We start from the raw sequence: 21,147 nt of genomic DNA, 5'->3' as shown, positions 1-21,147 counted from the left end.
CGCTAGCCCTGAAACATCGCCTGCAAGCGATGGTCCAGTTGCTGAATGCCCGGCTGCATCAGGAAATGCGAGGTCAGCCTCTCATAGGCGGAATCGGCTAATGCTACGCGCAAAGCTGCGTTTTGCGATAGATTTGTCAGCGCCTCAGCCAGATTGGCAGGATCATCGCTCGACAAAATCCCGTGCTGCCCGTCGGTGATAAACTCTGGAATTGCAGAAACAGGCGTCGACAATAGGCATAGCTTTTGCGACGCGGCCTCCATCAGCACATTCGGCAACCCATCCCGATCGCCATCCACAGCAATTCGGCTAGGCAACACAAAGATGTCCGAGCGACGCATTGCGTCGATTACTTCGGGCTGATCACACGCCCCGCGCCACGTGATTTTGTTGCTCACCCCAAGCGACTTGGCCTTGGCTTCGAGCGTGTCACTCAATCCACCGCCGCCAATATGCTCCCAAGTCCAATCCAAATCCGCAGGCAATAGGGCAAAAGACTCTAAAAGACGATCAAACCCCTTTTTTTCAACCAAACGGCCAACTGACAGGAACCGCACCTTACCGGATTGAGGGCGTTCCGCCGGTGGCTCGGGAAACCGAGATAAATCCAGACCGTGATAAATCAGCTCAACCCGGTCGCTGCGGTCTGCAAGGCCTTGTAAGTGCTTGGCACCGCCCCCTGTGCACGTCGCAAGAAAGGTCGCGCCATGCGTGTTGGCTTGAAGTTTTTCACGCTTTTCCCATTCCGGCGAGGTCCATATGTCCTTGGCATGTGCGGACACCGACCATGGAACACCTCGGATTATGGATGCATATCGCGCAACCGATGCTGGCGTGTGCAGGAAATGCGCGTAAAGCGCCGCTGTGTCACGCGGAAGTTCCGCCGCCAGCACACATGCCTGACCAAAGCGGCGCGCCCGGTTGCGTGTTTTCTCGCGGCCCAAGTCCTTCAACCATACGCGAAGCGAGGTCCAGAAACGTCGATTTACGCTGCATTTCAGGACACCGCGCAGCACTCGGAATGGCTCTTGATGCAGATATTCTGGCAAATACCGCACCTTTGCCTTGAGGCGTTCATGCAAGGGATGCCGCTTCTTATCCGTTGGGAATCTCAGCGACCATAGGTCCAAATCATGCCCTGCCCCTTCAAGCGCAACCAGTTCTTGGGCGATGAAAGTCTCTGACAACCGTGGCCATCCTTTGACAACGACAGCCAACTTCGGTTTTTTTGAGGTCATGCGACGCCTTGCGATTTCTTAAGGCCGAGCATTTCGAGCGTACGGGCGGAAACGAAATCCAAACCTTCGAGAAGACCAGGAACAAATGCCAATGACGGTTTGGGTTGTGACGGCAAATCGCGGATAGCATCGATCATTGCCTGCGGAGTCAAACCGTCGCGGTATTCATCCAAAACCCGAACAAGACCCAAACCTTCCGCACGGCTTGCGCGGATATATTGCTCTAGCCGCGGACGCGTGCGGGGCACGATCACGGCCGGTTTGTCAAACGACAACACTTCGCAGAACGTGTTGTAACCGCCCATACAAATGATCCCCTGTGCCCCGAGAAACAGGTTTTCCATACGGCTCTCGAAACCAACGGCCCGGACGCGGCCATTCAAATTCGCGACACGCGCTTCAAAATCTGCACGCTGTTGACCGGACAAAAACGGACCGTAAACGAGCACGGCATCGGGCTCGAGCGATTGATCTTGTTCGTAAGCGGACAGAACCAGATCAACCATCGCCGCCCCGTCACCACCACCGCCGGGTGTAATCAAAACAAACGGATCGGTTGGCACATCGCCTTCGGCAAGTTCGTCACGACGCAGATAGCCCGTGAATTTCATCCGAGAGCGGAAAGACGCAGATAGGTTCAGCCCTGCTGTGGGGTCACAAATTGAACGCAACCCGTAAACCCAAGTTTCATCATAATACGTTTCGGCGGCTTGCAGTGCTTCTTTGCGGTCCCATTCAATGGCTAGCACTTCTGGATCGTCCAGCACATCCCGAAGGCCTAGTATGATCTGCGCCTTGCGTTTAGAGCGCAACCAATCCAGTGCCGGGATCAGCTCGCCCCGAAAACCCGTCGGCTCCTTGTCAACGATCAGAATATCAGGATCAAAATTCTCGACGGTCGCTTTGATCAGCCCTGCCCGCAACGCGGTGGTCTCATCAATATGCAATCCAAGGCGTTCTGAGAGATAATCCCCATCAGGCGTTTTGGTGACACCCGGCAAGCGAATGTGATCAACTCTTTCGGGAAATGTGAAACGCCCTGCCACAGGGGAGCCGGTAAGGATAAGTGCCGAGATGCGCTCATCCGCCTGAGTGATCGCACTGGCCAAAGCACGAGAGCGTCTGAGATGCCCGAGCCCAAAGGTATCGTGGCTGTAAAACAGCACGCGCGGCGACTCATGGCGCCCATTCTCAGCCGTTATGGAGATCGCCTCTGACAATCTTTCACCCCACATAATCCCAGCTCACAATCGCAAATCCGACTCGGATTTGTCGAGCACACCTTTGATATCGTAAATCAAAGCTCCCGGCTTTCCGAGTGCTCTTATTGCATCTGCACCCATCTGCATGAACGCGTCATGCGAAACCGCAATAACAATACCGTCATAAGTATCTAAAGCAGGCGCAGCAATGGGTGAAACCCCGTATTCACGTTCGACATCTGCCTTGTTTACATTTGGATCCCACACGTCGACATCTGCCGAATAACTTTGCAATTCATCGACAATATCAGCAACTCGCGTGTTCCGGGTATCTGCGCAATTTTCTTTGAATGTAAAACCCATGACCAGCACGCGTGCACGCGCCGGGTTCTCTTTGCGCGCCAGCATCGCCTTGACCATTTGCTGGGCAACATGGCGGCCCATGTGATCATTGATGCGCCGTCCGGCCAGAATGACTTCAGGGTGATAGCCCAACTGCTCTGCGCGGAATGTCAGATAATATGGATCGACGCCGATGCAGTGCCCCCCCACCAATCCCGGACGGAACGGTAGAAAGTTCCACTTGGTGCCTGCTGCCTCCAGTACTTCTAACGTGTCGAGACCCAGACGGGAAAATATCAATGAGAACTCGTTGACCAACGCAATATTCAGATCACGTTGCGTATTTTCGATAACCTTGGCCGCTTCTGCGGTTTTAATTGAACTGGCACGGTGCAAACCCGCGCGGATCACAGGAGAATAAACGGCCTCTACACGATCCAGTGTCTCGATGTCCTGACCCGCGATAACTTTGATCACGCTTTCCAAGGAGTGCTCTGCATCGCCGGGATTGATCCGTTCCGGCGAATAGGCTAGCGCGAAATCTTTTTGGGCACGCAAACCGCTGACCTCTGCGATGACAGGGCCACAGACATCTTCTGTAACGCCCGGGTACACCGTCGATTCCAGAATAATCAAAGCGCCCGGAACGACAACAGACCCAATGGTTTCACATGCGGAACGTACCGGGCCCAGGTCTGGCTTTTTCGCGTCGGTAATGGGCGTCGGCACTGAAATGATAAAGACCGTCGCGCCAACAAGCTCTGAGGCCTGATCGGTAAAAACTGCGTTGCTTTGGGTGATCGACTCGGAAGATACTTCTTCGTTGCGATCTCGCCCTTCGCGCAAAGCGGCAACCAGCGGAGCGCTGGTGTCATATCCCACGATATCAAAACCCGCCCGCGACAATGCCAAGGCCAGCGGCAATCCAACATAGCCCAGCCCCAAAACGGCGATCTTTTCCTGTTGTGTTTGGCTCACGTGCGCAACCTTCTATTTACGGTCACCTGATCGGTCAGGTGTCCGCTAACGAAAATGACGCGAATTGTCACGTCAAAAGCCATCAAAACCTGATCGCGAATCCACGACCACACCGTGACCATCATCGAGCCGACAAGATCAGACACAAAGCGTTGACTGTTTGAGATTTGCCGCTAGCGCCAAGACGCGTTAGAGATGCACTGTTCTACAAGGGTTTAAACGCTATGATCCGGCACCTCTTCTCGCTCGTTCTGACCATCCTGTTCTTGCTTCCAGTACATTTTACAGCGGCTCAAGAAGGTGACGACCCGGTTGGCGACGCAGCCATTGCACAAATCGTTCAGGAAGCTGCGGAAAATGGCATGAGCGTGATCATTCTCGACGCGAGCGGGAATGTCGTGGGAGCCGAAGAAACCATAGAGCCGGATGGTCAGTCCGAAGAGGGTCTGGCCGACGACATGACGTCGCTGATGAAGGCACAGGCCGAGGTCGATAGTTTCCGCGCGGTCCTGTCTAATCGGCTTGATGCATTGCCCGCCGCGATCAATGAGGTGCTCTACATCTTGCGCGCATCAAGCCCGGATGGAACGATATCTGCGTTTTTCAAAACACTGGTCTGGATGCTGGTGTTCCTGTTCGTTGGGATGTGCTTTGAGCGGTTTGTGTATGGCCCCAAGATCGCGGGGCGTCTGATCATTCCGCTGATCAGAAAAGACCCGGTGGGGTACTCCGAAAAACTACCCTTTCTCGTCGCACGCTTTGCCGCCGGACTTGTAGGGGTGGCAACAACCATGCTGATTGCGTTTTTGTTGGGGTTGATCATTTTTGGTCCCGCCGAAGACACCGCGATCCGATTTACAATTGTGTCGATCAACGCTGCCTTTTTCATGTGCCGCGCCGTGTCACTGGCGTGGCGCATGATCCTGTCGCCCTACTTACCTCAATACCGAATTCCACCCTTTTCGACCAAGGATGCAAAACGTTTGCATCATTGGGTTTTTTCGCTGGCAATACTCGATATCTGCACCAACATTTTTGGCGAATGGCTCAAGGAACTTGGGCTGAACTATGACGTCTACGCGATGATGTCGCTGGTGCTGACGGCTGTGTTTGCGGTGGCGAATATTGCTCTCATTTTTGCAAACAAAAATGCCATCTCGATGGCTTTGCGCAATGGGCGTGACCGAAATGATGTCGCGGTTGCGGTGCGTTGGATCAGTATTCTGTGGGCACCATTATTCATGATTTACGTGCTCTATGGGTCCGTCGAGCATGCGTTTGATCTTGTCCTTAACAACCCTACATCCATCGGTCTGATCGCCGGTGCTTACATCATTCTGATGTCTACACTGGTGGTATACGCGACAATCAACTTTGGCATCGAACGTTATTTCGCCCGCGCGCGCAGCATTCGCGACATGAACGACGCTGCCGAGGCGATCCGGGAACGTGTTGTGGAGACCGGTGAAATCTCGGTTGCGCAGGAAGAACAGCTCGAAGAGATTGAGCACACATTGGACCACAGACAGGTCAACACATTCGAGGCGCTGGCGCGGCGTGTATCGGGGATTCTGGCCGTTGTTGCGGGGGTTTATGCCGCGATCAGCATCTTTGGTGCGCAAGACCTCATGGACTCGAGCAACACCTATTCAGACAGGTTTCTGGATGTCGCGGTGATCCTGTTCATCGGGTACATCGTGTTTCATTCGTTCCGCATTTGGATAGACACACGTATCCGTGAGGAACAAGGCGACGTACCGGAAGAGGGCGAGCTGGGTGATGAAGGTGGCGCGGGCGGTGCGAGCCGTCTGGCGACGCTGTTGCCGCTGTTCAGATCCTTTATTTTGCTGGTGATTATCGTCACCATCACTTTGATCGTCATGCTCGAGCTTGGGGTAAATGTAAGCCCGCTCTTTGCAGGTGCGGGTGTGGTTGGTTTGGCCGTTGGCTTCGGTGCGCAGTCGCTGGTCAAAGACATCTTTTCGGGAGCGTTCTTTCTATTCGATGATGCGTTTAGAAAGGGTGAATATATCGATATCGGGTCGGTAAAAGGCACGGTCGAAAAGATCTCGGTACGCTCGTTCCAGCTGCGCCATCACCTCGGCCCGCTACACACAATTCCGTTTGGTGAAATCCAGTTTTTGACAAACTATTCAAGAGATTGGGTCATTATGAAGCTTCCGCTTCGGGTGACGTATGACACAAATGTCGAGCGCGTGCGCAAGCTGATCAAAAACCTCGGTGTTGAGCTGCTTGATGATCCGGTGATTGGGCACAACTTTATTCAGCCGCTTAAGTCCCAAGGCGTGATCGAGATGCAGGATTCTGCGATGATTATCCGGGTCAAATTCATGACAAAACCCGGCGATCAGTGGTTGGTGCGCAAGAAAGTCTTTCAAGAAATCAGAGACTTGTTCGAACGAGAAGGCATTAAGTTTGCTCACCGCGAAGTTACGGTGCGTCTGGCGGATGGCAAGGCAGATGATCTGGACGAAAAGCAGAAGGAAGCGGTAACCGGAGCAGTGCAATCAGCGATCGAAGTCGAAGATTTGCAGGACGGTGCCATGGGCGGGGATGACCGGTAATCGCAAGAGGTTAACGGGCGCGATGCGTCCGAAAACGCCCCTCGGTTTTACGTCGGTATAACGTCGGTATTGCGTCGGTATCGTTTTCGCTCATGGGCCAGTTAACGGAGCGAACTGTGAGGCCAGACGGCAATACGTGAACGACAGCGCGGAAGGCGCTGTAAGCGTTGGATATTCCGCCGTTGATGGGGTGTTGCGCGGGTCTGTAGCTAGACGACACGCCAGAGGATGCGACGACCGCCCGGAACGTCAAAGCGCCGGGCGGTGTATCTTAGCTCCGATTTGGATCCAGCGCGTCGCGCAATCCGTCGCCGAAGAAGTTGAAGGCCAAGACCACCACAACAATCGGCATCATCGGAATCGCCGTCCATGGATAGATTTCGATCGAGGCAAGGTTTTGGGCGTCGTTCAGCATGACCCCCCAGCTGACCGCAGGCGCGCGCAAGCCCAAGCCGAGGAACGACAGTGCCGTTTCCCCTAGGATCATCGCCGGGATCGACAAAGTGGCCGAAGCGATGAGGTGGCTGAGGAAGTTTGGCAACAGGTGTTTCTTGATCACGCGGCCCGGTTTGGCGCCCATCATTTCGGCGGCGCGCACAAACTCTTCTTCGCGCAGGGATAGGAATTTACTTCGGACCGCACGGGCAAGGCCCGGCCAGTCGAGTATGCCCAAGATTATCGATATGATGAAGAACACCGACACAGGCCCCCAATGCGACGGCACCGCCGCAGAGAGCGCGAGCCAGAGCGGGAGTTCCGGCAGGGAGCGCAGAATCTCGATCACGCGGTTGATTACCCAATCAAGGAAGCCACCAAAATACCCCGCGATTGAGCCCAGAACGATGCCGATCACAAAGCTGACCGTGATCCCGACAAGACCGACGGTAAGCGACAGCTGTGCGCCGTAGAAGATACGGCTGAAGACATCCCGACCCAGCCTGTCCGACCCCCAGAGAAATACCGTTGCCCCCTCGGGTGCGCAGAACAGGTGTTTGTTGGTTTTGAACAGACCAGCAAGGCGGTATTCGCTACCCTCGCAGAAGAACTCAAGCGGCGCGGGTGTGGAGGTGTCGGCCTCGTATTCCCATGCGAATTCTTCGAGGTTCATGCGGGCTTCGGTCTTGTAGACGTAGGGCCCAATGAACTGCCCCTCGTGGAACAGGCGTACCAGCTGCGGTGGATGATAAAGGTAGTCCTCTAACCGTTCGTTCGCAGTGTATGGCGAGACAAATCCGGCAAAGGGCAGGATCAGGTACGAGAACAACAGGAACAGGCCGGAAACCAGTCCCAGCCTGTGTTGTTTGAACCGTATCCACAACAGCCGGGCGTTGGACATGTCGAGTTCGGCATGGCGCACCTCGGCCCCGGTGTCACGCTCGTACGGTTTGTCGTCGATATATCGTCCGTCAGGCAAAATAGTCATTTGTCGCGACCTCCGAAACGAATGCGGGGATCGAGCAAGGCCAACAAAACGTCAGAGACCAAAGTGCCGATCAGGGTGAGAAGGGCCACGAACATCAGAACGAAGGCCGATAGGAACAAGTCCTGAGATTTGAGAGCCGTGAGCAGAACCGGCCCGATGGTTTGCAGACCAAGCACCACCGACACCAGAACCGAGCCCGAAATCAGCGATGGGATCAGAGTGCCGATATCAGCCACGAAGGGGTTAAAGGCCACGCGCAGCGGGTATTTCACCAACATCGAGCTTTCGCGCATGCCCTTGGCGCGGGCGGTTTCGACATAAGGCTTGCCCAGCTCGTCAAGCAGGTTGGCGCGCAGGCGCTGCATCATTGCCGCAGCGCCTGAGGTGCCGATCACGAATGTCGGGATGATCAAGTGAATGAGCACCGATTTCATCTTGTCAAAACTCATCGGCTCGCCTTCGAACTTGGGATCCATCAGGCCGCCAATGGGCAGGTTCAAATAGCGATTGCCGTAGTAGAACAGGATCAACGCCAAGAGGAAGTTTGGCGTGGCAAGGCCGAGATAGCCAACAAAGGCCGATGTGTAATCGATCCACGTTTTGGAACGCGCCGCGGCAATCACCCCCAGCGGCAAGGCGATAGCGTAGATAAAGAGCACGGCGGCAAGGTTGACCAGAATGGTCATCCAGAGCGCGCCGCCGACCAGATCAGCCACGGGTTTGTCAAATTCGAACGACCAGCCAAATTCGCCTTGGATCATGCCGGAGAAACCATGCGGACCGGGAAAGAAACCCATCCAGATCATGTATTGCTTCCACAGGGGTTGATCGAGCGAATACTCGGTGCGAAGGAATTCGGCCTTGGCGATACCGTTGGACTGACCAGTAGCGCGTAGTTCGTTGATCTGGTTGGACAAATAGTCGCCGGGTGGCAGGTTAATGATAGCAAAGATCAGCACCGAAACCACCGCGAGGGTGGCCAGCATTGTCAGCAAGCGAAAAACTGCGAAACGCAGGATGGCCATTCATGCGCTCCTAGTCAGTAAAGAAGAATTCATCGGGACGGTGCATGCCAAAATGCGCACCAGGCGACCAGGCCCAGATCGCCTTTTCCGGCACATTTTTCAGGCGGTTGGACACCACGACGGGCTGAGGCGCGCCATTCAGGAGCCCGATGGCAAAGACCTGATCGGCGTGAATGTCGACCATTTCCTGCCAGATCAGGCCGCGTTCGACCGCCGTATAGGCGTGGTTCCATTTATCGGCCAGCTCATCAAGGCGCACAGCGGCGAGCACATCTGGCGGTTCGCCTGCATCACCGCCGGTCTGATGATACTGTCCCCATTTCGGCCAGGCAAAAAACGACTGCTCGCGCGGCGCCATATACGCGGGGGATGTGTAGCTTTGCGGCAAGCCATTGTCCCAGCCAAACCAGACCGCGCCCATGGTTTCGCCGGAATAGACCCGGTTGCGCAGGATATCGCGTTCCAACGGGCGCATAATCAGTTTGATGCCGACATCTTTCCAGTTATCGATCACGATTTGCAAAGCGTTTTCAACCTCTTGCCTCTCACCGGCGGTTTCGATGACGATCCACATAGGACGCCCGTCGTGTAAGGTTCGGTATCCGTCTTTGTCGCGTTCAGTCAGCCCCATTTCATCCAAGAGCGCGTTGGCCTGCTCGGGATCAAAGGCGGACCACGCTTTGCGGTTCTCTTCCTTGTAAAAGGGGCTGATGGGCAGCACTGTCATGCCACCCTCATTGGCCAGGCCAAAGTAGAGGCCTTTGTTGATGATCTTGCGGTTGATCGCCAGTGACAGGGCGCGGCGCAGGCGCGGGTCGCGCATGGTTTCACGCCAACCATCGTCGTTATAGTTGAGGTTAAGGTATATCGCGATTTGCGAGGCGGTGCCGTTGGCCCACAGAAGGGTTGAATAGTTACCGTTCGCTTCGCCCTTTTTCAGGATGGCGGTATCCTTGAAATCAAGACCCCGCGCCTGAAGATCGACTTCGCCGGCATTGGCCTTGGCGGCGACAAGGCCCGGTGCAACAACCTGCATTTCAACGACATCAACATAGGGCAGCTGCACGTTGTTGGAATCGACACGGTGGTAATAGGGGTTACGCACAAACAGGAAGCGGCTTTTGCCGTCTTTGGTGGCCAGCATCCATGGCTGTAACGTCGGCAGGTCCGGGTTGTCGAACTTGTACATGTTGTCACTTCGATTGTGCAGCGCTGGCCAGCTGCGCACGCGGGCCTCATAAAGTTTTTCGCTCAGCACATCCTCGTCGGCATAGTCCGCGTGCAGGTTTTTGAGGAAATGCGCAGGGCGGTAGAGGAAGGGCGGGCGGGCCTCGGCCAAGGATTGCAGGAATTGCGGGTTCGGATTGGACCATTCGTAGATGATAGTGGTTTCATCCGGGAAGGTCACAATTGGCAATTCACCGTCGACACGCAGAAAATCGACTGGACCGGAGGGGGAGAGCAGCTTGTTGTTGGCAACATCTTCCCACCAGTAGCGGAAATCTTCGGAAGTGAAGGGGTGGCCGTCGGACCAGCGATGGCCGGGGCGCAGTTTCATCGTAAATTTGCGATCGTCGACGATTTCAATGGATTCGAGGATGTCAGGGGTCAGTTCATAGCGCCCGTCATAGCCAACAAGGCGGGCATAGCCATAGACCACCATTTGGCGCACATCTTTTACCCGTGTGACCATGGTGCGTATCGTACCGCCCTGGGTGCCAAACTCGCGCCCTTTGCGTTCCAGATTGACCACAAGCGGGGCATCCGGAATGCGGTCGGCCACCGCGGGCAGATTGCCGCTGTCGACCTCGGCTTGCCAGAAACTGCTTTCGAGATAGTCGGAGGCAAAGGCGGCCGTCGCACAAAGCGACGTGGCGAGGACAATAGCGAGAGATCTAAACATAGCAGCGCACCTTGTGTCCGGGGCCGGTTTCCGTCAGCGGAGGGGCCTGAAGCCCATCAAAGCGGAACGCGTCAGGCCAACTGGAAGGTTCTCCAGCGCCCTGGGCCACGATTTTGAGGTTGATAGGGCGATTGATGTCAGGCTCTGGCTGAGCAGCAATCAACGCCTTGGTGTAGGGGTGTTGCGGGTTGTAAAAAAGCTGGTCGGGCGGCCCCTGCTCCACCACAAGACCAGAGCGCATCACAGCGACTTCGTCGGCGATGCGCGCCACGACGGCAAGGTCGTGACTGATAAACAGGTAGCTGAGGTTGAGCCGGTCGCGGATTTCTTCGAGCAGTTGCAGAACCTGTTCCTGAACCGACACGTCCAGTGCCGACGTTGGTTCGTCGCAGACTAAGAAAGTTGGCCCCAGCATGAGCGCGCGAGCAATCGACAGGCGCTGGCGCTGACCGCCGGAAAAGGCATGCGGATAACGGGTGAGCATATTCTCGCTAAGGCCAACCCAGCGCAGCATTTCCGTCGCACGATCCATGCGTTCGGACACAGAGCCGACGCCGTGGATTTCCATGGGTTCTGTCAGCGCTTCTTTCACGCGCATTCGGGGGTTCAGGGTCGAATACGGGTCCTGAAACACCATTTGCGCCTTGCGTTGGAACGCGAGCCGATCGGCATTGCCCAGCTTTTGCAGGTCAACGACATCGCCGCCTTTTTCCGCGCGGAACAGAATGGAGGCGCCGGGATCTGCCCGCTCTGCCCCCAGTGCCATACGGGCACAGGTGGTTTTGCCGGAGCCGGACTCGCCGACAACGGCAAGTGTTTTACCGCGCTCGACCCCAAATTCGATACCACGCACCGCATGAACGATGGTTTTGGGTTTCCACGCAGAGGAGCCTTTGAGCGTGAATGTCTTGGACACGTCCTGCATTTCTAGGATGTAGTCGCGCTCGCTCTCTTTGGCTTTATCCATGGGCGAGGCAGGAATCTCGGGCGCGGCGGCCATCAGGTCGGTTGTGTAGCCGTGCTTGGGATCGGTCAGGATAAGCGGCGCTGGTCCCGCCTCCATCACGCGGCCCCGGTTCATCACGACCACGCGGTCGGCCATGTTGGCGACGACACCTAAGTCATGGGTCACAAGAACCACGGCCATGCCGTATTCCTGTTGCAGATCCTTGATCAGACCAAGCACCTGCGCTTGCGTGGTCACATCCAGCGCAGTCGTGGGTTCGTCTGCGATCAGCAGCTCGGGACGGCCAACCATGGCCATGGCGATCATAGCGCGCTGGCGCATACCGCCGGACAGCTCAAACGGATATGATTCGTAAATGCGCGCCGGATCCTTGAAGCCGACACGTTCAAACATCGCCAGAACACGTTTCCTTTGCTCTGCCTTGTTGATGTTTTTGTGCAGGCGCAGCACCTCGGTCACCTGGTTGCCGATCCGGTGCAACGGCGAGAGCGAGCGCATGGGTTCCTGAAAGATCATCGAGACGCGTTCGCCGCGAATACCGCACATGTGGCGTTCGCTGACATCCATCAGGTCAATAGGCGTCGCCCCTTCTGGGCCTGACAATAAGACGCGACCGGATCGCACTTGAGCCGCGGCGGGCAGGATGCGCAAGGCGGCCCGACAGCTGAGGGTTTTGCCAGAGCCACTTTCACCGACCAGTGCGAGCGTCTCGCCCGGCTGAACCGAAAAGCTGACATCATCAACAACCGGCTCGGCGCCCCCAAAGCCGATTGTCAAATTCTCTACATTCAATAGTGCCGTCACGCGTTTTTCCCTCGTCGCACCCCGCAATCGTCCCCAATAGGCCAGAAGGTGCTTTGCGGAGTGAACATGATTATGTCCGCTGTCGCAAGCATCTAGCGTGTTCCCTTCTCCCAAGAACATAACAGTTTGGTGATTTTAACCGCGTTTGATCGAAACCATTACTTTTTTGAGTGCCATTCACGGTTGATCTGGTCTAGGGGAGGAAAACAGCATTCCAGCCTAGTTTCAGGAGCGCAGACATGAGCCGACTAGACGTATTCATCAATCGCATGGTGTCGCAACGCGCGTGCCTGAATTTCGCAGCTGAACAGACCAAAGAAATGACCGGACCGGTCTTTGAACTGGGTCTGGGGAATGGGCGCACATTTGACCACATGCGTGAAATCATGTCTGAGCGGGAAATTTTTGTGTTTGAGCGCCAAGTGGAATCAAATCCAGCCTCACGCCCCACTGAAGACATGACGATGCTGGGCGATGTGCGTGACACGCTTCCAGAGGCATTGGCGCGTTTTGGTGCCACCGCGACTGTAATTCATGCAGATCTAGGTGGACACAATCTGGAAAAAAATGATCAATTTGCGCGACTTGTATCGCCGCTGATAGAACCATTGCTATGTGTGGGCGGATTAATGGTATCATCAGATCAGATGTATTTTGACAATCTGAGCAACGTGCCCTTGCCGGAGGGTGCGGTACCGGGGCGCTGCTTTATTTACCGACGAGATGCCTGAATTCAGGACGTAATGTACGATTAAATAGACGCACTTGGCGCAAATGCGCGCATAGACACGATTTGTGCCTTCATATTCGCTAAACAGGCGTTTAAGGGTCTTAACCGTTATCGGATTGATCAAACCGCCAACGAAACAAGCCAGTCAATGGATCAAGAAGTCCGAAAACGGAGAATGGTATGAAAGACAAGAATTCGAGCTTTTTATCATTTGCGGAACGATTCTTTCGCTTGGGTGGTGGATTTCTGATTGACGGGGACAACCCATATTTCGCTGCGACCGATGCACTGGAAGAAATGAGCGCCAAATGGCCAGATGGCTATTTATCTATGGCGCACTACGACTATCTGGGCCTGTTGCAGCATCCGGAAATGAAGAATGCCGCAAAAGCCGCAATTGATCGGCATGGTACGGGCACAGGCGCATCGCGCCTTGTTGGTGGCGAACGTTTGGCACATCGCGCGTTCGAAACGGACATGGCGGATTTTCTGGGGTTGGGCGGTGTTCTGACCATGATCTCGGGCTATCTGACAAACGTCAGCATTATTGGCCTGCTGATGCACCACAAAGATCTGATCATCGTGGATGAGCTGGCCCATAATTCGATTATGGTGGGCACACAGGGCGTAAAGTCGGACGTAGTTTCCTATAAGCACAACGATCTGAACGAGCTTGAGAGCATTCTGGCGGAAAAGCGTGGTCAGTATCGGCAGGTTCTGATCTGCACCGAGGGTCTGTTCTCGATGGATGGGGACATTACGGACCTGCCCAAGCTTTTGGACATTAAAGAGCGACATGACGCGTGGCTTTTGCTGGACGAGGCACATTCGTATGGTGTGCTGGGTGCCACTGGGCGCGGGTTGAGCGAACATTTTGGCACGGACCCGACACGGGTTGAACTGTCGATTGGCACCTTGTCCAAGAGTTTTGCCTCTGCTGGTGGATTTGTCGCCGGGAACAAGCAGATTATCGAATGGATGCGCTATGGTTTGGCCGGCTTCATTTATTCGGTGGGATTGCAGCCAGCGACGGTGGCAAGTTCGCATCAGGCCCTGAAAATTCTGCGTGCCGAGCCAGAGCGTGTGACCCGTTTGCGCTATATCTCGCGGTTGTTCCTTGAAAAGGCACAGGCGGCAGGGCTGAACACGGGTACAGCCATTGGCGAGGCCGTTGTGCCGATTATGTTTGACACGCCTATGGAATGCGTGATGGTCGCCAAGGCGCTGATGGATCAGGGGATTTATGCCCCGCCTGTGATCCAGATCGGCGTGCCCAAGGATTTACCACGCATCCGTTTCTTCTTGTCCGCGTCCCATACCGAGGCAGATGTTGAGCGCGTGATCAATGCCATTGCAGAGGCGACCGGCGGTTCCCATGATGTGCGGGCGCGCCTGAGCGCAGAGTAATCTGATGGTTGCGCAGCTGATCCCGATGATGCTGCGCATATGCCTGTTAGTGGCGATTGGGGCGGCGGTTTTGACACCGGACGCGGGATATGCGCGCCCAAAGATCCATTATCTTTCAAGCAGTTCATCCACGCAGCTGCCAACCGCGCGCCCGGAGTTTCGCCATCCGGCAGAACGACATCAGGTGTTCTTTGTCCAGCGTACATCGAACGCTAACACGATTGTTTACGTGGCCCGCTTTGACGATGATGGGCAGTTGAACAAACACCGTCCCGTCGATGTTTATTGGCGCCGCTTTGAAGAACAAGGGCAGATCATGCCCCTGCGATGGTATGAGCGTGTTTTTGGATTTGGCGTGCGCACACGAGCGATGCCAGACGGCAAAAGCTATCAAGTGTCGTTTAATGCCATGCGTAGTGAGACACTGATGTTACGCCAAACCGGTCCTTTTGAGGCTGCTCTCTGGACACGGCTGGGCAATCGTGATTTTGAGCTGATCTATGGGTACCTCGATCTGGACGAGAGCGGCATGTTGCCAAAGGTCGAGCGCCTGCGACTTTATACGGCTGACCCGAAAACGGGGCGGTTTGTGACACATCTAATTGCCGTTTCCGGCGGAGAATACCAGGAATGACAACAACAACATCGAACCGCCCCATTCGCACAGTGATCGTGGGCGTGGGCAACTGTGCCAGTTCACTAATTCAAGGTGTTTCGTATTGCAAAGCCAAGGGCGCGGACGCAGTTGGGGTCAGCTTTCCGGATCTTGGCGGATATCGCTGCGAGGATGTCGAGCTGGTCGCTGGGTTTGACGTGGATATCCGCAAGGTTGGAAAATCGCTGGGTGAAGCGGCCTTTGCGGCGCCAAATTGCACCGAACAGTTTTACACGGACATCGACGAGCAGGTTGGCGCGATCCATCGTGGCCCCGATCTGGATGGTGTCGCGTGGCACATGCTGCAAAACCGCGAAGACCGCAGTTTCCGCCTGTCAGAGGCCCCTGCCCTGAGCAAAGACGACATCGTTGCCAAGCTGCGCGAGCTGGAAGCGGATGTCATGGTGATTTTCCTGCCGGTTGGATCGCAGCAAGCCGTTGAATTTTATGTGGAATGCGCGTTGGAGGCCGGTGTGGCCGTGGTGAACGGTATTCCAGTGTTCATCGCATCGCACCCGGTTTGGGCCGAAAAGTTCCGTAAGGCGGGCGTGCCGATTTTGGGCGATGATTTCAAAGCACAGTTTGGTGCAACCATCGTGCACCGCACCTTGACCACGTTGGCTGCGCAGCGCGGTGTCGAAGTGGACCGGACCTATCAGTTGAACGTCGGCGGCAACACCGATTTCCTGAACATGGCGGAACAGGATCGTCTGGTCAGCAAACGCGAGAGCAAAACCGAAGCGGTGCAAGCCGTGATGGAGCGTCGTCTTGAATCGGACGACATCCGCATTGGTCCATCAGATTACGTGCCGTGGCTGAATGACCGCAAGGTCGCCTATATCCGCATGGAAGGGCGTCTGTTTGGCGGCGCGCGTACAAATATCGAAGTGCGTCTGGACGTCGAAGACAGTCCGAATGCCGCCGCCGAAGCGTTGGTTGCCATTCGTTTGGCCCAGATTGCCAAGGATCGCGGCCTGTCCGGTCCGATCACCAGCGCGAGCGCCTATCTGTTCAAGCACCCCCCGGAGCAGATGGAAGACACCGATGCCCATGATGTCATCATGGACTTCGTCAAAGGGGGCGAGGCCAGCGCCTGATGCGCCCGGTCTTTGTCAGCGGTGGATCGAGCGGCATAGGGTATGCCGCCGCAAAGCTGTTGGCACAAAAGGGCCATGACATTGCGATTTTTGCCCGCGACAGTGTGAAACTGGCGCGGGCGCGCGACGGTATTCTAGCTGCTGCGCCAAATGTCGATGTGCGCTGTTTTGCGGTTGATGTCAGTGACCGCGCGGCGGTGACTGCGGCGCTGGACGAGGCGGTGGCCGCAATGGGCGCGCCCGAGGTGGCGATTGCCAGCGCAGGTTTTGCGCAGCCGGGGTTGTTCAGCGAACAGCCATTGGAGTTGCATGAACGCCAGATGGCGGTGAACTATTTTGGCGCGCTCTATTTCACCAAGGCACTGGCCGGGCCGATGGCCAAGGCGGGGGGCGGACAGATTGGATTGATCTCGTCGGGAACCGCATTTGTGGGGATCTACGGCTATGGCGCCTATGCCCCGTCAAAATTTGCGCTGCGCGGGCTGGCCGAGATTTTGCATCTGGAGCTGGAACCACAAGGGATCGGGGTGACGATCTGTTATCCGCCCGACACCGAGACACCGCAGTTAGAGGCAGAAAAGGCCACGAAACCCGCAGCAACCGCCAAGATTTCCGAAGGTGGCGGGCTGTGGCAGGCCGAGCCAGTGGCGCAACGGTTGATTGACGGTATGGCGCGCGGGCGGCTGGTGGTGGCGCCGGGGTTCCAGATGGCCGGGTTGCATCGATTTGGCAGCTTGATTGCACCGGTGCTGCGCTGGCATCAGCGGCGCATGATCCGCAAATTCGGTCCATGAGCGCGGTGTCGATCGATCAACTGGCGCTGATCGCTGCTGTCTTGTTGGTGGCAGGGTACGGCGTATTGGGCGCGCTGTGCGCCATGCGCCGCACGCGTGACATTGGCAAGGATTTGCTCGCTACGTTTTTCAGTGCATCCCTGATTGCGGCCGTATTGATTGGCGCGGTGCTGATTGGCACAAATGGCGTTTTGGTGCTGGTTGGTGTAATCGCGCTACGCGTTGGATACGAGGTTGGCGTGGTGCGATTGGGCCATGGTGGGTTGGCCTTTGCGGCCTTGGGGCTGTGTGCAGCAACGATCACCCTGCCCGCAGCGCGGTATGGCATTATTATTGCGTGGCCAGTGTTGTTTGCAGCACTGGTCTTTGGCAGCGATGCATTGGGGCGATGGCGCGGTATAGTCGATGTGCTAGTGTTTCCGCTCTTGCCCATGGCGTTGTTTGCCCATGGCGCGGTGGACGCGGATTTGCGGATCGCGGTGTTCGGGGCCTATGTGCTGGTCGAGGTTTTCGACAGCTTTGCGCTGCTGAGTGGCAAGCTGTTTGGGCGACGCAAGGCATTTCCTGTTTTGTCACCACGCAAGACAGTTGAGGGGCTGATCGGGGGTGCTGTTGGTGTTTGTGTGATCGGCGGTGTCTTGGCGGTGGCATTGGGTCTGAGCGTTGTGGGCGTCGTGTTAATTGCGCTGATGGTGGCCGGGATGGCTATTGTGGGAGATTTGGCGGCATCGCGCCTTAAACGCATGGCGGGGGTCAAGGATTATCCAGTTTTAATGGCGCGTCAGGGGGGCATGTTTGATTCGCTGGACAGCTGGATCGCCGCCGCTGGCGCTTTGGTCGCGTTACAGGTTCTGGTGACGTGGCTGTGACGGGGTTGCGTAACGGGCCTGCCATGTCGAGAGTGACGCCATGAGAGTGTTTGGCCCCATAGTGCGCGTGCTGGGTTTTCCCATACTGCGGCGGTTGCTGGTGATCCTGCTGGGGGTCGAGGCGATTTTTTTGGCCGAAAGCTTTACGACACTGATGGAGGAAGCGCTGAGGCTGGAAGGCAGCGCGGCTGATGTGTCGGTTCTGTTGGTTTTCAAGATGCCCGAGATTCTGGATCTGGCGCTGGCGATTGGGTTTTTGATCGCGGTGTATTTTGTGGTTTCGGACGCACGAAACCGGGGGGAATTGGTCATTCTGGCCAGCACCGGAGTGGCATGGCGGCGTGTCGTGGGTGTGGTCTTGATCATCGGCTTGCTGGGTGGCGCGGTCAGCCTTGCGATTTCAGGAGTGTTGTCGCCATTGGCACGCTATGCAGGCCGCATCAAGATGGCGGAGCTGCGCAGTGAACACATCGTTGCAAAGATAGAAGCAACCACCCCAGTAAGTTCGGTGCAGACAATAAAAACCGTGACTTTTGTGGCCACCCCGCCCGAAGACGGGCTAGACCGGCGCGGGCAATTGTTTGTGTTTCAGCCCGATGTAGATGGGCGATGGCGCACCATTCAGGCGCGGGATTGGACCGTGACCGGACCGGGCCCAGAGGCCGAACGCAAGATCGAATTGAACAATCTGGCAGCCTATGAAGGGGATTACCCCGATATGCCAGCCGCGCAGAAAGACGTGAGCCGGTTTGAGGTGGCAGCGGCAGATTTCACATTTCGCATGGCCGACATCACCCAGCCCCCCGTACGCGAAAGGACCAAGGCCGAGCGCATTCTGAACATCTCGCCGGACGAGACACCGCGCATTGCCAAGCTGGCGACGCGGGCATTGATGGTGCCGATGGCGGCAATGCTCGCGCTGGCGGCGCTGGTGGCGGGTGGTGCAGGAGTGGGGCGATATATCGCCCTGCCCGTGGCGACACTGTTGTTGATGACCGGAGATATTTTGGCGCGCTTGGTGATCACGGGCGTAGCAGAAAGCTGGCCGCCGGTGTTGGTCATTGTTGCCGCCTTTGCGCTATATCTTGGGCCACCGCTGGCCTATCTGCGCCTAAAGGGTGAAGCGCTGATGATACCTTCGGGGCGCCGCTCTTGAGTTGGCGTGCGCATAGCGGGCTTGCGGTTCGGCGCATGGTGGCAAACTATTTGCAGGCCATTGGGTTTGTGATGTTTACGCTTTTGATCATCGCGTTGACGATTGATCTGAGCGACAACATGGATCGCATTCAGCAGCGCGCCGCCGAACGTGAGACCGGCGTTATGCAATTGCTTTTACCATATTTAGGGTTTCGGGCGATCGATATCGTGACCCGCCTTTTGGGCATGGCGACGCTGATTGGGGCTGGCGTGGCGACATTACTGCGGTTTCAGCGGTTGGAGGATGTAATCCTGTCTGCGGCGGGGGCGCCGCCAACATTGGTGCTTAGCGCGCTGATGATGGTGGGGATTGTGACTGGAACGGTTCAGTGGACGTTCCAGAACTGGCTGCGTCCACCGGCAGTGGCGACACAGGTCAGCCTGAACCTAGGGAACTACGGACGCTGGTTTGCACATACAGAGCTGGGCGGGCGCTGGTTTGTCAGCGATGGTTTGGCGATGCGGGCTGAGGTGACGCGGGGGGCAAACCCAGAGCTGCGCAACTTGCAGATCTTTGCGGGCGTTGATGATCCCACCCTCAGCCGGATCGTGTTTGCTGAGCGTGCGGATCAGAATACTCTTGGCAACGAATGGGTGTTGCACGGAGTGACACTTTGGGAAAATGACGAACAGTCGACAGGGAATGCGACGCAGACATCTGAAAAAATGCGGATGGTTCTACCACTCAACATCGAGGGGCTGCGGTGGCTGGACGTAAATGGATATTACATTCCCAACAAGCATTTACGCCGGATTGCTCAGTTGGACGGTACAAGAGTTGCCGACGATGCGCGCACCACTCTGGCCTTTCGAAACATGGCTTTTTTCCTGCCTGGTATTTTTGCCCTGCTAGGGGCGAGTTTGGCCATGGCAGGGCGGCGAGCGCGAAGATTGGCGCCGTTCAGGTTGTTGATTCTGGCCACGGTCGGGTACGTGACACTGGTGTCGGTCAGGGTGTTCTGGGCGTTGGGGATACACGGGCGCATATCGCCCTATGTGGCGGCAATGCTGCCATTGGCGATAGCGCTTGCGATGTCAACTTACCTGCAACTGCGGCAAGCCGGGTATCTGCGGCGGCGATGAACTAAGCCGGGTAAGCGCATCAGGCGCTTTGTTTGATCCCGTCGCGCGCCACGATTTGCGGCCAGACTGTATTGATCGCACGGGCAAACATGGTTTCGTCGTCAATTTCGGTCCAGGCAAGGTCTTCTAACAGAACAGCTTCGATATCCGTGTCGCGCGCCAGTTCGATCACGGCGGATTCGTAATCAGCCTTGCGATCCTCGGCCAGCACGGTTTGCGCCGCGGCCCGCAAGCGCAAAACCTGCGCAGCTGAGAAACATGTGATCCCCAGAAGCTCTCCGAAATGCGGAGCGGGTTGTGCGTTGATATCCTTGGACATTGTATCGAATGCTGGCGCACCGTTGGCACCGGGGCGGGACCAGACGTAGACCTCGTCGGTGGCGTTGGTCTCGCCAGACACGATCAGACGTGTTTCACCGGCCACAACTGGCGACAGCGCCCGGGCTTCGTAGATCACATCGGATTCGAGTACCACCACGTGACCAGACACCCCATCGAGACCCGTCACAAGCGAGCGCAGAGAGCCCGTCGTGTCGTAAATCGGGTTGTGGATCAATTCGACATCAGACGCAGCCGCAAAAATCGCCTCGTACTGGTCGTTGAGATGGCCGGTCACGATACGGATATGGCGAATGCCGCGCGCGCGCAACAGGTTGACCGAGCGCGCGACAAGCGGTGTGCCCTCGATTTCGAGCAATCCCTTGGGTGTCAGTCGGCCCCGTGGCCCCATACGAACACCGCGGCCTGCGGCAAGGATCAGTGCGCTCAAATCAGCCATGTTTTCCGTTTCCAAAACAGATTAAGAATGGCGCGGACCCTATGTGAGGTCTGGTCTATCCGCAAGCGAC

The 21,147-nt window shown here is 56.3% G+C and carries 17 protein-coding genes; 9 read left to right on the top strand and 8 right to left on the bottom strand.

Translation table 11 applies throughout. The features are described 5' to 3' along the window. Window positions 1-2: 2 nt before the first annotated feature. From CLV88_RS14435 to CLV88_RS14425, 3 genes are read right to left on the bottom strand one after another with little or no spacing between them, the layout of a single operon-like run. Window positions 3-1,238 (bottom strand): glycosyltransferase family 4 protein, encoded by a 1,236-nt coding sequence (locus tag CLV88_RS14435; protein WP_106609117.1) that lies wholly within the window; start codon window positions 1,236-1,238, stop codon window positions 3-5. Beyond that, the gene (locus CLV88_RS14430; RefSeq protein ID WP_106609116.1) at window positions 1,235-2,473 is read right to left on the bottom strand and encodes a glycosyltransferase family protein; all 1,239 of its coding nucleotides are present in this window, start codon (window positions 2,471-2,473) and stop codon (window positions 1,235-1,237) included. Before CLV88_RS14430 ends, CLV88_RS14435 begins: the two co-directional genes overlap by 4 nt. A gap of 9 nt (window positions 2,474-2,482) precedes the next feature. Beyond that, window positions 2,483-3,760, bottom strand: coding sequence for a nucleotide sugar dehydrogenase (locus CLV88_RS14425; protein WP_106609115.1), 1,278 nt, complete (start codon window positions 3,758-3,760; stop codon window positions 2,483-2,485). Between the two features lie 224 nt (window positions 3,761-3,984). Between CLV88_RS14425 and CLV88_RS14420 the strand changes: the two genes are divergently transcribed. Continuing rightward, entirely contained in the window at window positions 3,985-6,345 is a 2,361-nt protein-coding gene (locus tag CLV88_RS14420; RefSeq protein WP_106609114.1) for a mechanosensitive ion channel family protein, read from the top strand. A gap of 271 nt (window positions 6,346-6,616) precedes the next feature. Here CLV88_RS14420 and CLV88_RS14415 read toward each other — a convergent pair whose 3' ends face one another. Genes CLV88_RS14415 through CLV88_RS14400 form a run of 4 tightly spaced genes read right to left on the bottom strand, consistent with a single transcriptional unit; the run spans window position 6,617 to window position 12,467 of the window. Continuing rightward, entirely contained in the window at window positions 6,617-7,768 is a 1,152-nt protein-coding gene (locus CLV88_RS14415) for an ABC transporter permease (protein ID WP_106609113.1), read from the bottom strand. Then, the gene (locus tag CLV88_RS14410) at window positions 7,765-8,793 is read right to left on the bottom strand and encodes an ABC transporter permease (protein WP_106609112.1); all 1,029 of its coding nucleotides are present in this window, start codon (window positions 8,791-8,793) and stop codon (window positions 7,765-7,767) included. Before CLV88_RS14410 ends, CLV88_RS14415 begins: the two co-directional genes overlap by 4 nt. Window positions 8,794-8,803: 10 nt before the next feature. Next, the gene (locus tag CLV88_RS14405) at window positions 8,804-10,696 is read right to left on the bottom strand and encodes an ABC transporter substrate-binding protein (protein WP_106609111.1); all 1,893 of its coding nucleotides are present in this window, start codon (window positions 10,694-10,696) and stop codon (window positions 8,804-8,806) included. Beyond that, window positions 10,689-12,467 carry an ABC transporter ATP-binding protein gene (locus tag CLV88_RS14400; protein ID WP_106609110.1) on the bottom strand — a complete coding sequence of 593 codons (1,779 nt, stop codon included), beginning with the start codon at window positions 12,465-12,467 and terminating at the stop codon, window positions 10,689-10,691. The genes CLV88_RS14405 and CLV88_RS14400 overlap by 8 nt, the downstream gene beginning before the upstream one ends. A 239-nt stretch (window positions 12,468-12,706) precedes the next feature. On the opposite strand from CLV88_RS14400, the gene CLV88_RS14395 reads away from it, so the two are divergent. The 8 genes from CLV88_RS14395 (at window position 12,707) to CLV88_RS14360 (ending at window position 20,299) form a co-directional block, all read left to right on the top strand. Then, entirely contained in the window at window positions 12,707-13,198 is a 492-nt protein-coding gene (locus CLV88_RS14395; protein WP_106609109.1) for a class I SAM-dependent methyltransferase, read from the top strand. A 179-nt stretch (window positions 13,199-13,377) separates the two neighbouring features. Further along, window positions 13,378-14,604, top strand: coding sequence for an aminotransferase class I/II-fold pyridoxal phosphate-dependent enzyme (locus CLV88_RS14390; RefSeq protein WP_106609108.1), 1,227 nt, complete (start codon window positions 13,378-13,380; stop codon window positions 14,602-14,604). A gap of 4 nt (window positions 14,605-14,608) precedes the next feature. Then, a complete protein-coding gene (locus CLV88_RS14385; protein ID WP_106609107.1) occupies window positions 14,609-15,238 on the top strand; it encodes a DUF4833 domain-containing protein in 630 nt (209 codons plus the stop codon). After that, a complete protein-coding gene (locus CLV88_RS14380) occupies window positions 15,235-16,356 on the top strand; it encodes an inositol-3-phosphate synthase (protein ID WP_106609106.1) in 1,122 nt (373 codons plus the stop codon). The genes CLV88_RS14385 and CLV88_RS14380 overlap by 4 nt, the downstream gene beginning before the upstream one ends. Further along, window positions 16,356-17,150 (top strand): SDR family oxidoreductase, encoded by a 795-nt coding sequence (locus CLV88_RS14375; RefSeq protein WP_106609105.1) that lies wholly within the window; start codon window positions 16,356-16,358, stop codon window positions 17,148-17,150. The genes CLV88_RS14380 and CLV88_RS14375 overlap by 1 nt, the downstream gene beginning before the upstream one ends. Then, window positions 17,147-18,019: a phosphatidate cytidylyltransferase gene (locus CLV88_RS14370; RefSeq protein ID WP_106609104.1), complete on the top strand. Its 873-nt coding sequence runs from the start codon at window positions 17,147-17,149 to the stop codon at window positions 18,017-18,019. The genes CLV88_RS14375 and CLV88_RS14370 overlap by 4 nt, the downstream gene beginning before the upstream one ends. A 40-nt stretch (window positions 18,020-18,059) precedes the next feature. Continuing rightward, window positions 18,060-19,175 carry an LptF/LptG family permease gene (locus CLV88_RS14365; protein ID WP_106609103.1) on the top strand — a complete coding sequence of 372 codons (1,116 nt, stop codon included), beginning with the start codon at window positions 18,060-18,062 and terminating at the stop codon, window positions 19,173-19,175. After that, window positions 19,172-20,299 (top strand): LptF/LptG family permease, encoded by a 1,128-nt coding sequence (locus CLV88_RS14360; protein WP_133169970.1) that lies wholly within the window; start codon window positions 19,172-19,174, stop codon window positions 20,297-20,299. Before CLV88_RS14365 ends, CLV88_RS14360 begins: the two co-directional genes overlap by 4 nt. Window positions 20,300-20,318: 19 nt before the next feature. On the opposite strand, the gene CLV88_RS14355 is transcribed toward CLV88_RS14360, so the two are convergent. Continuing rightward, window positions 20,319-21,077, bottom strand: a complete 759-nt coding sequence (locus tag CLV88_RS14355) for a phosphocholine cytidylyltransferase family protein (protein ID WP_106609101.1) — start codon at window positions 21,075-21,077, stop codon at window positions 20,319-20,321. Window positions 21,078-21,147 lie beyond the last annotated feature (70 nt).

Source organism: Shimia abyssi (assembly GCF_003014475.1).
GTDB classification, from domain to species: domain Bacteria; phylum Pseudomonadota; class Alphaproteobacteria; order Rhodobacterales; family Rhodobacteraceae; genus Shimia; species Shimia abyssi.
Note: the sequence above shows the minus strand (reverse complement) of the source record. Positions and strands in the feature narration are given on the sequence as shown.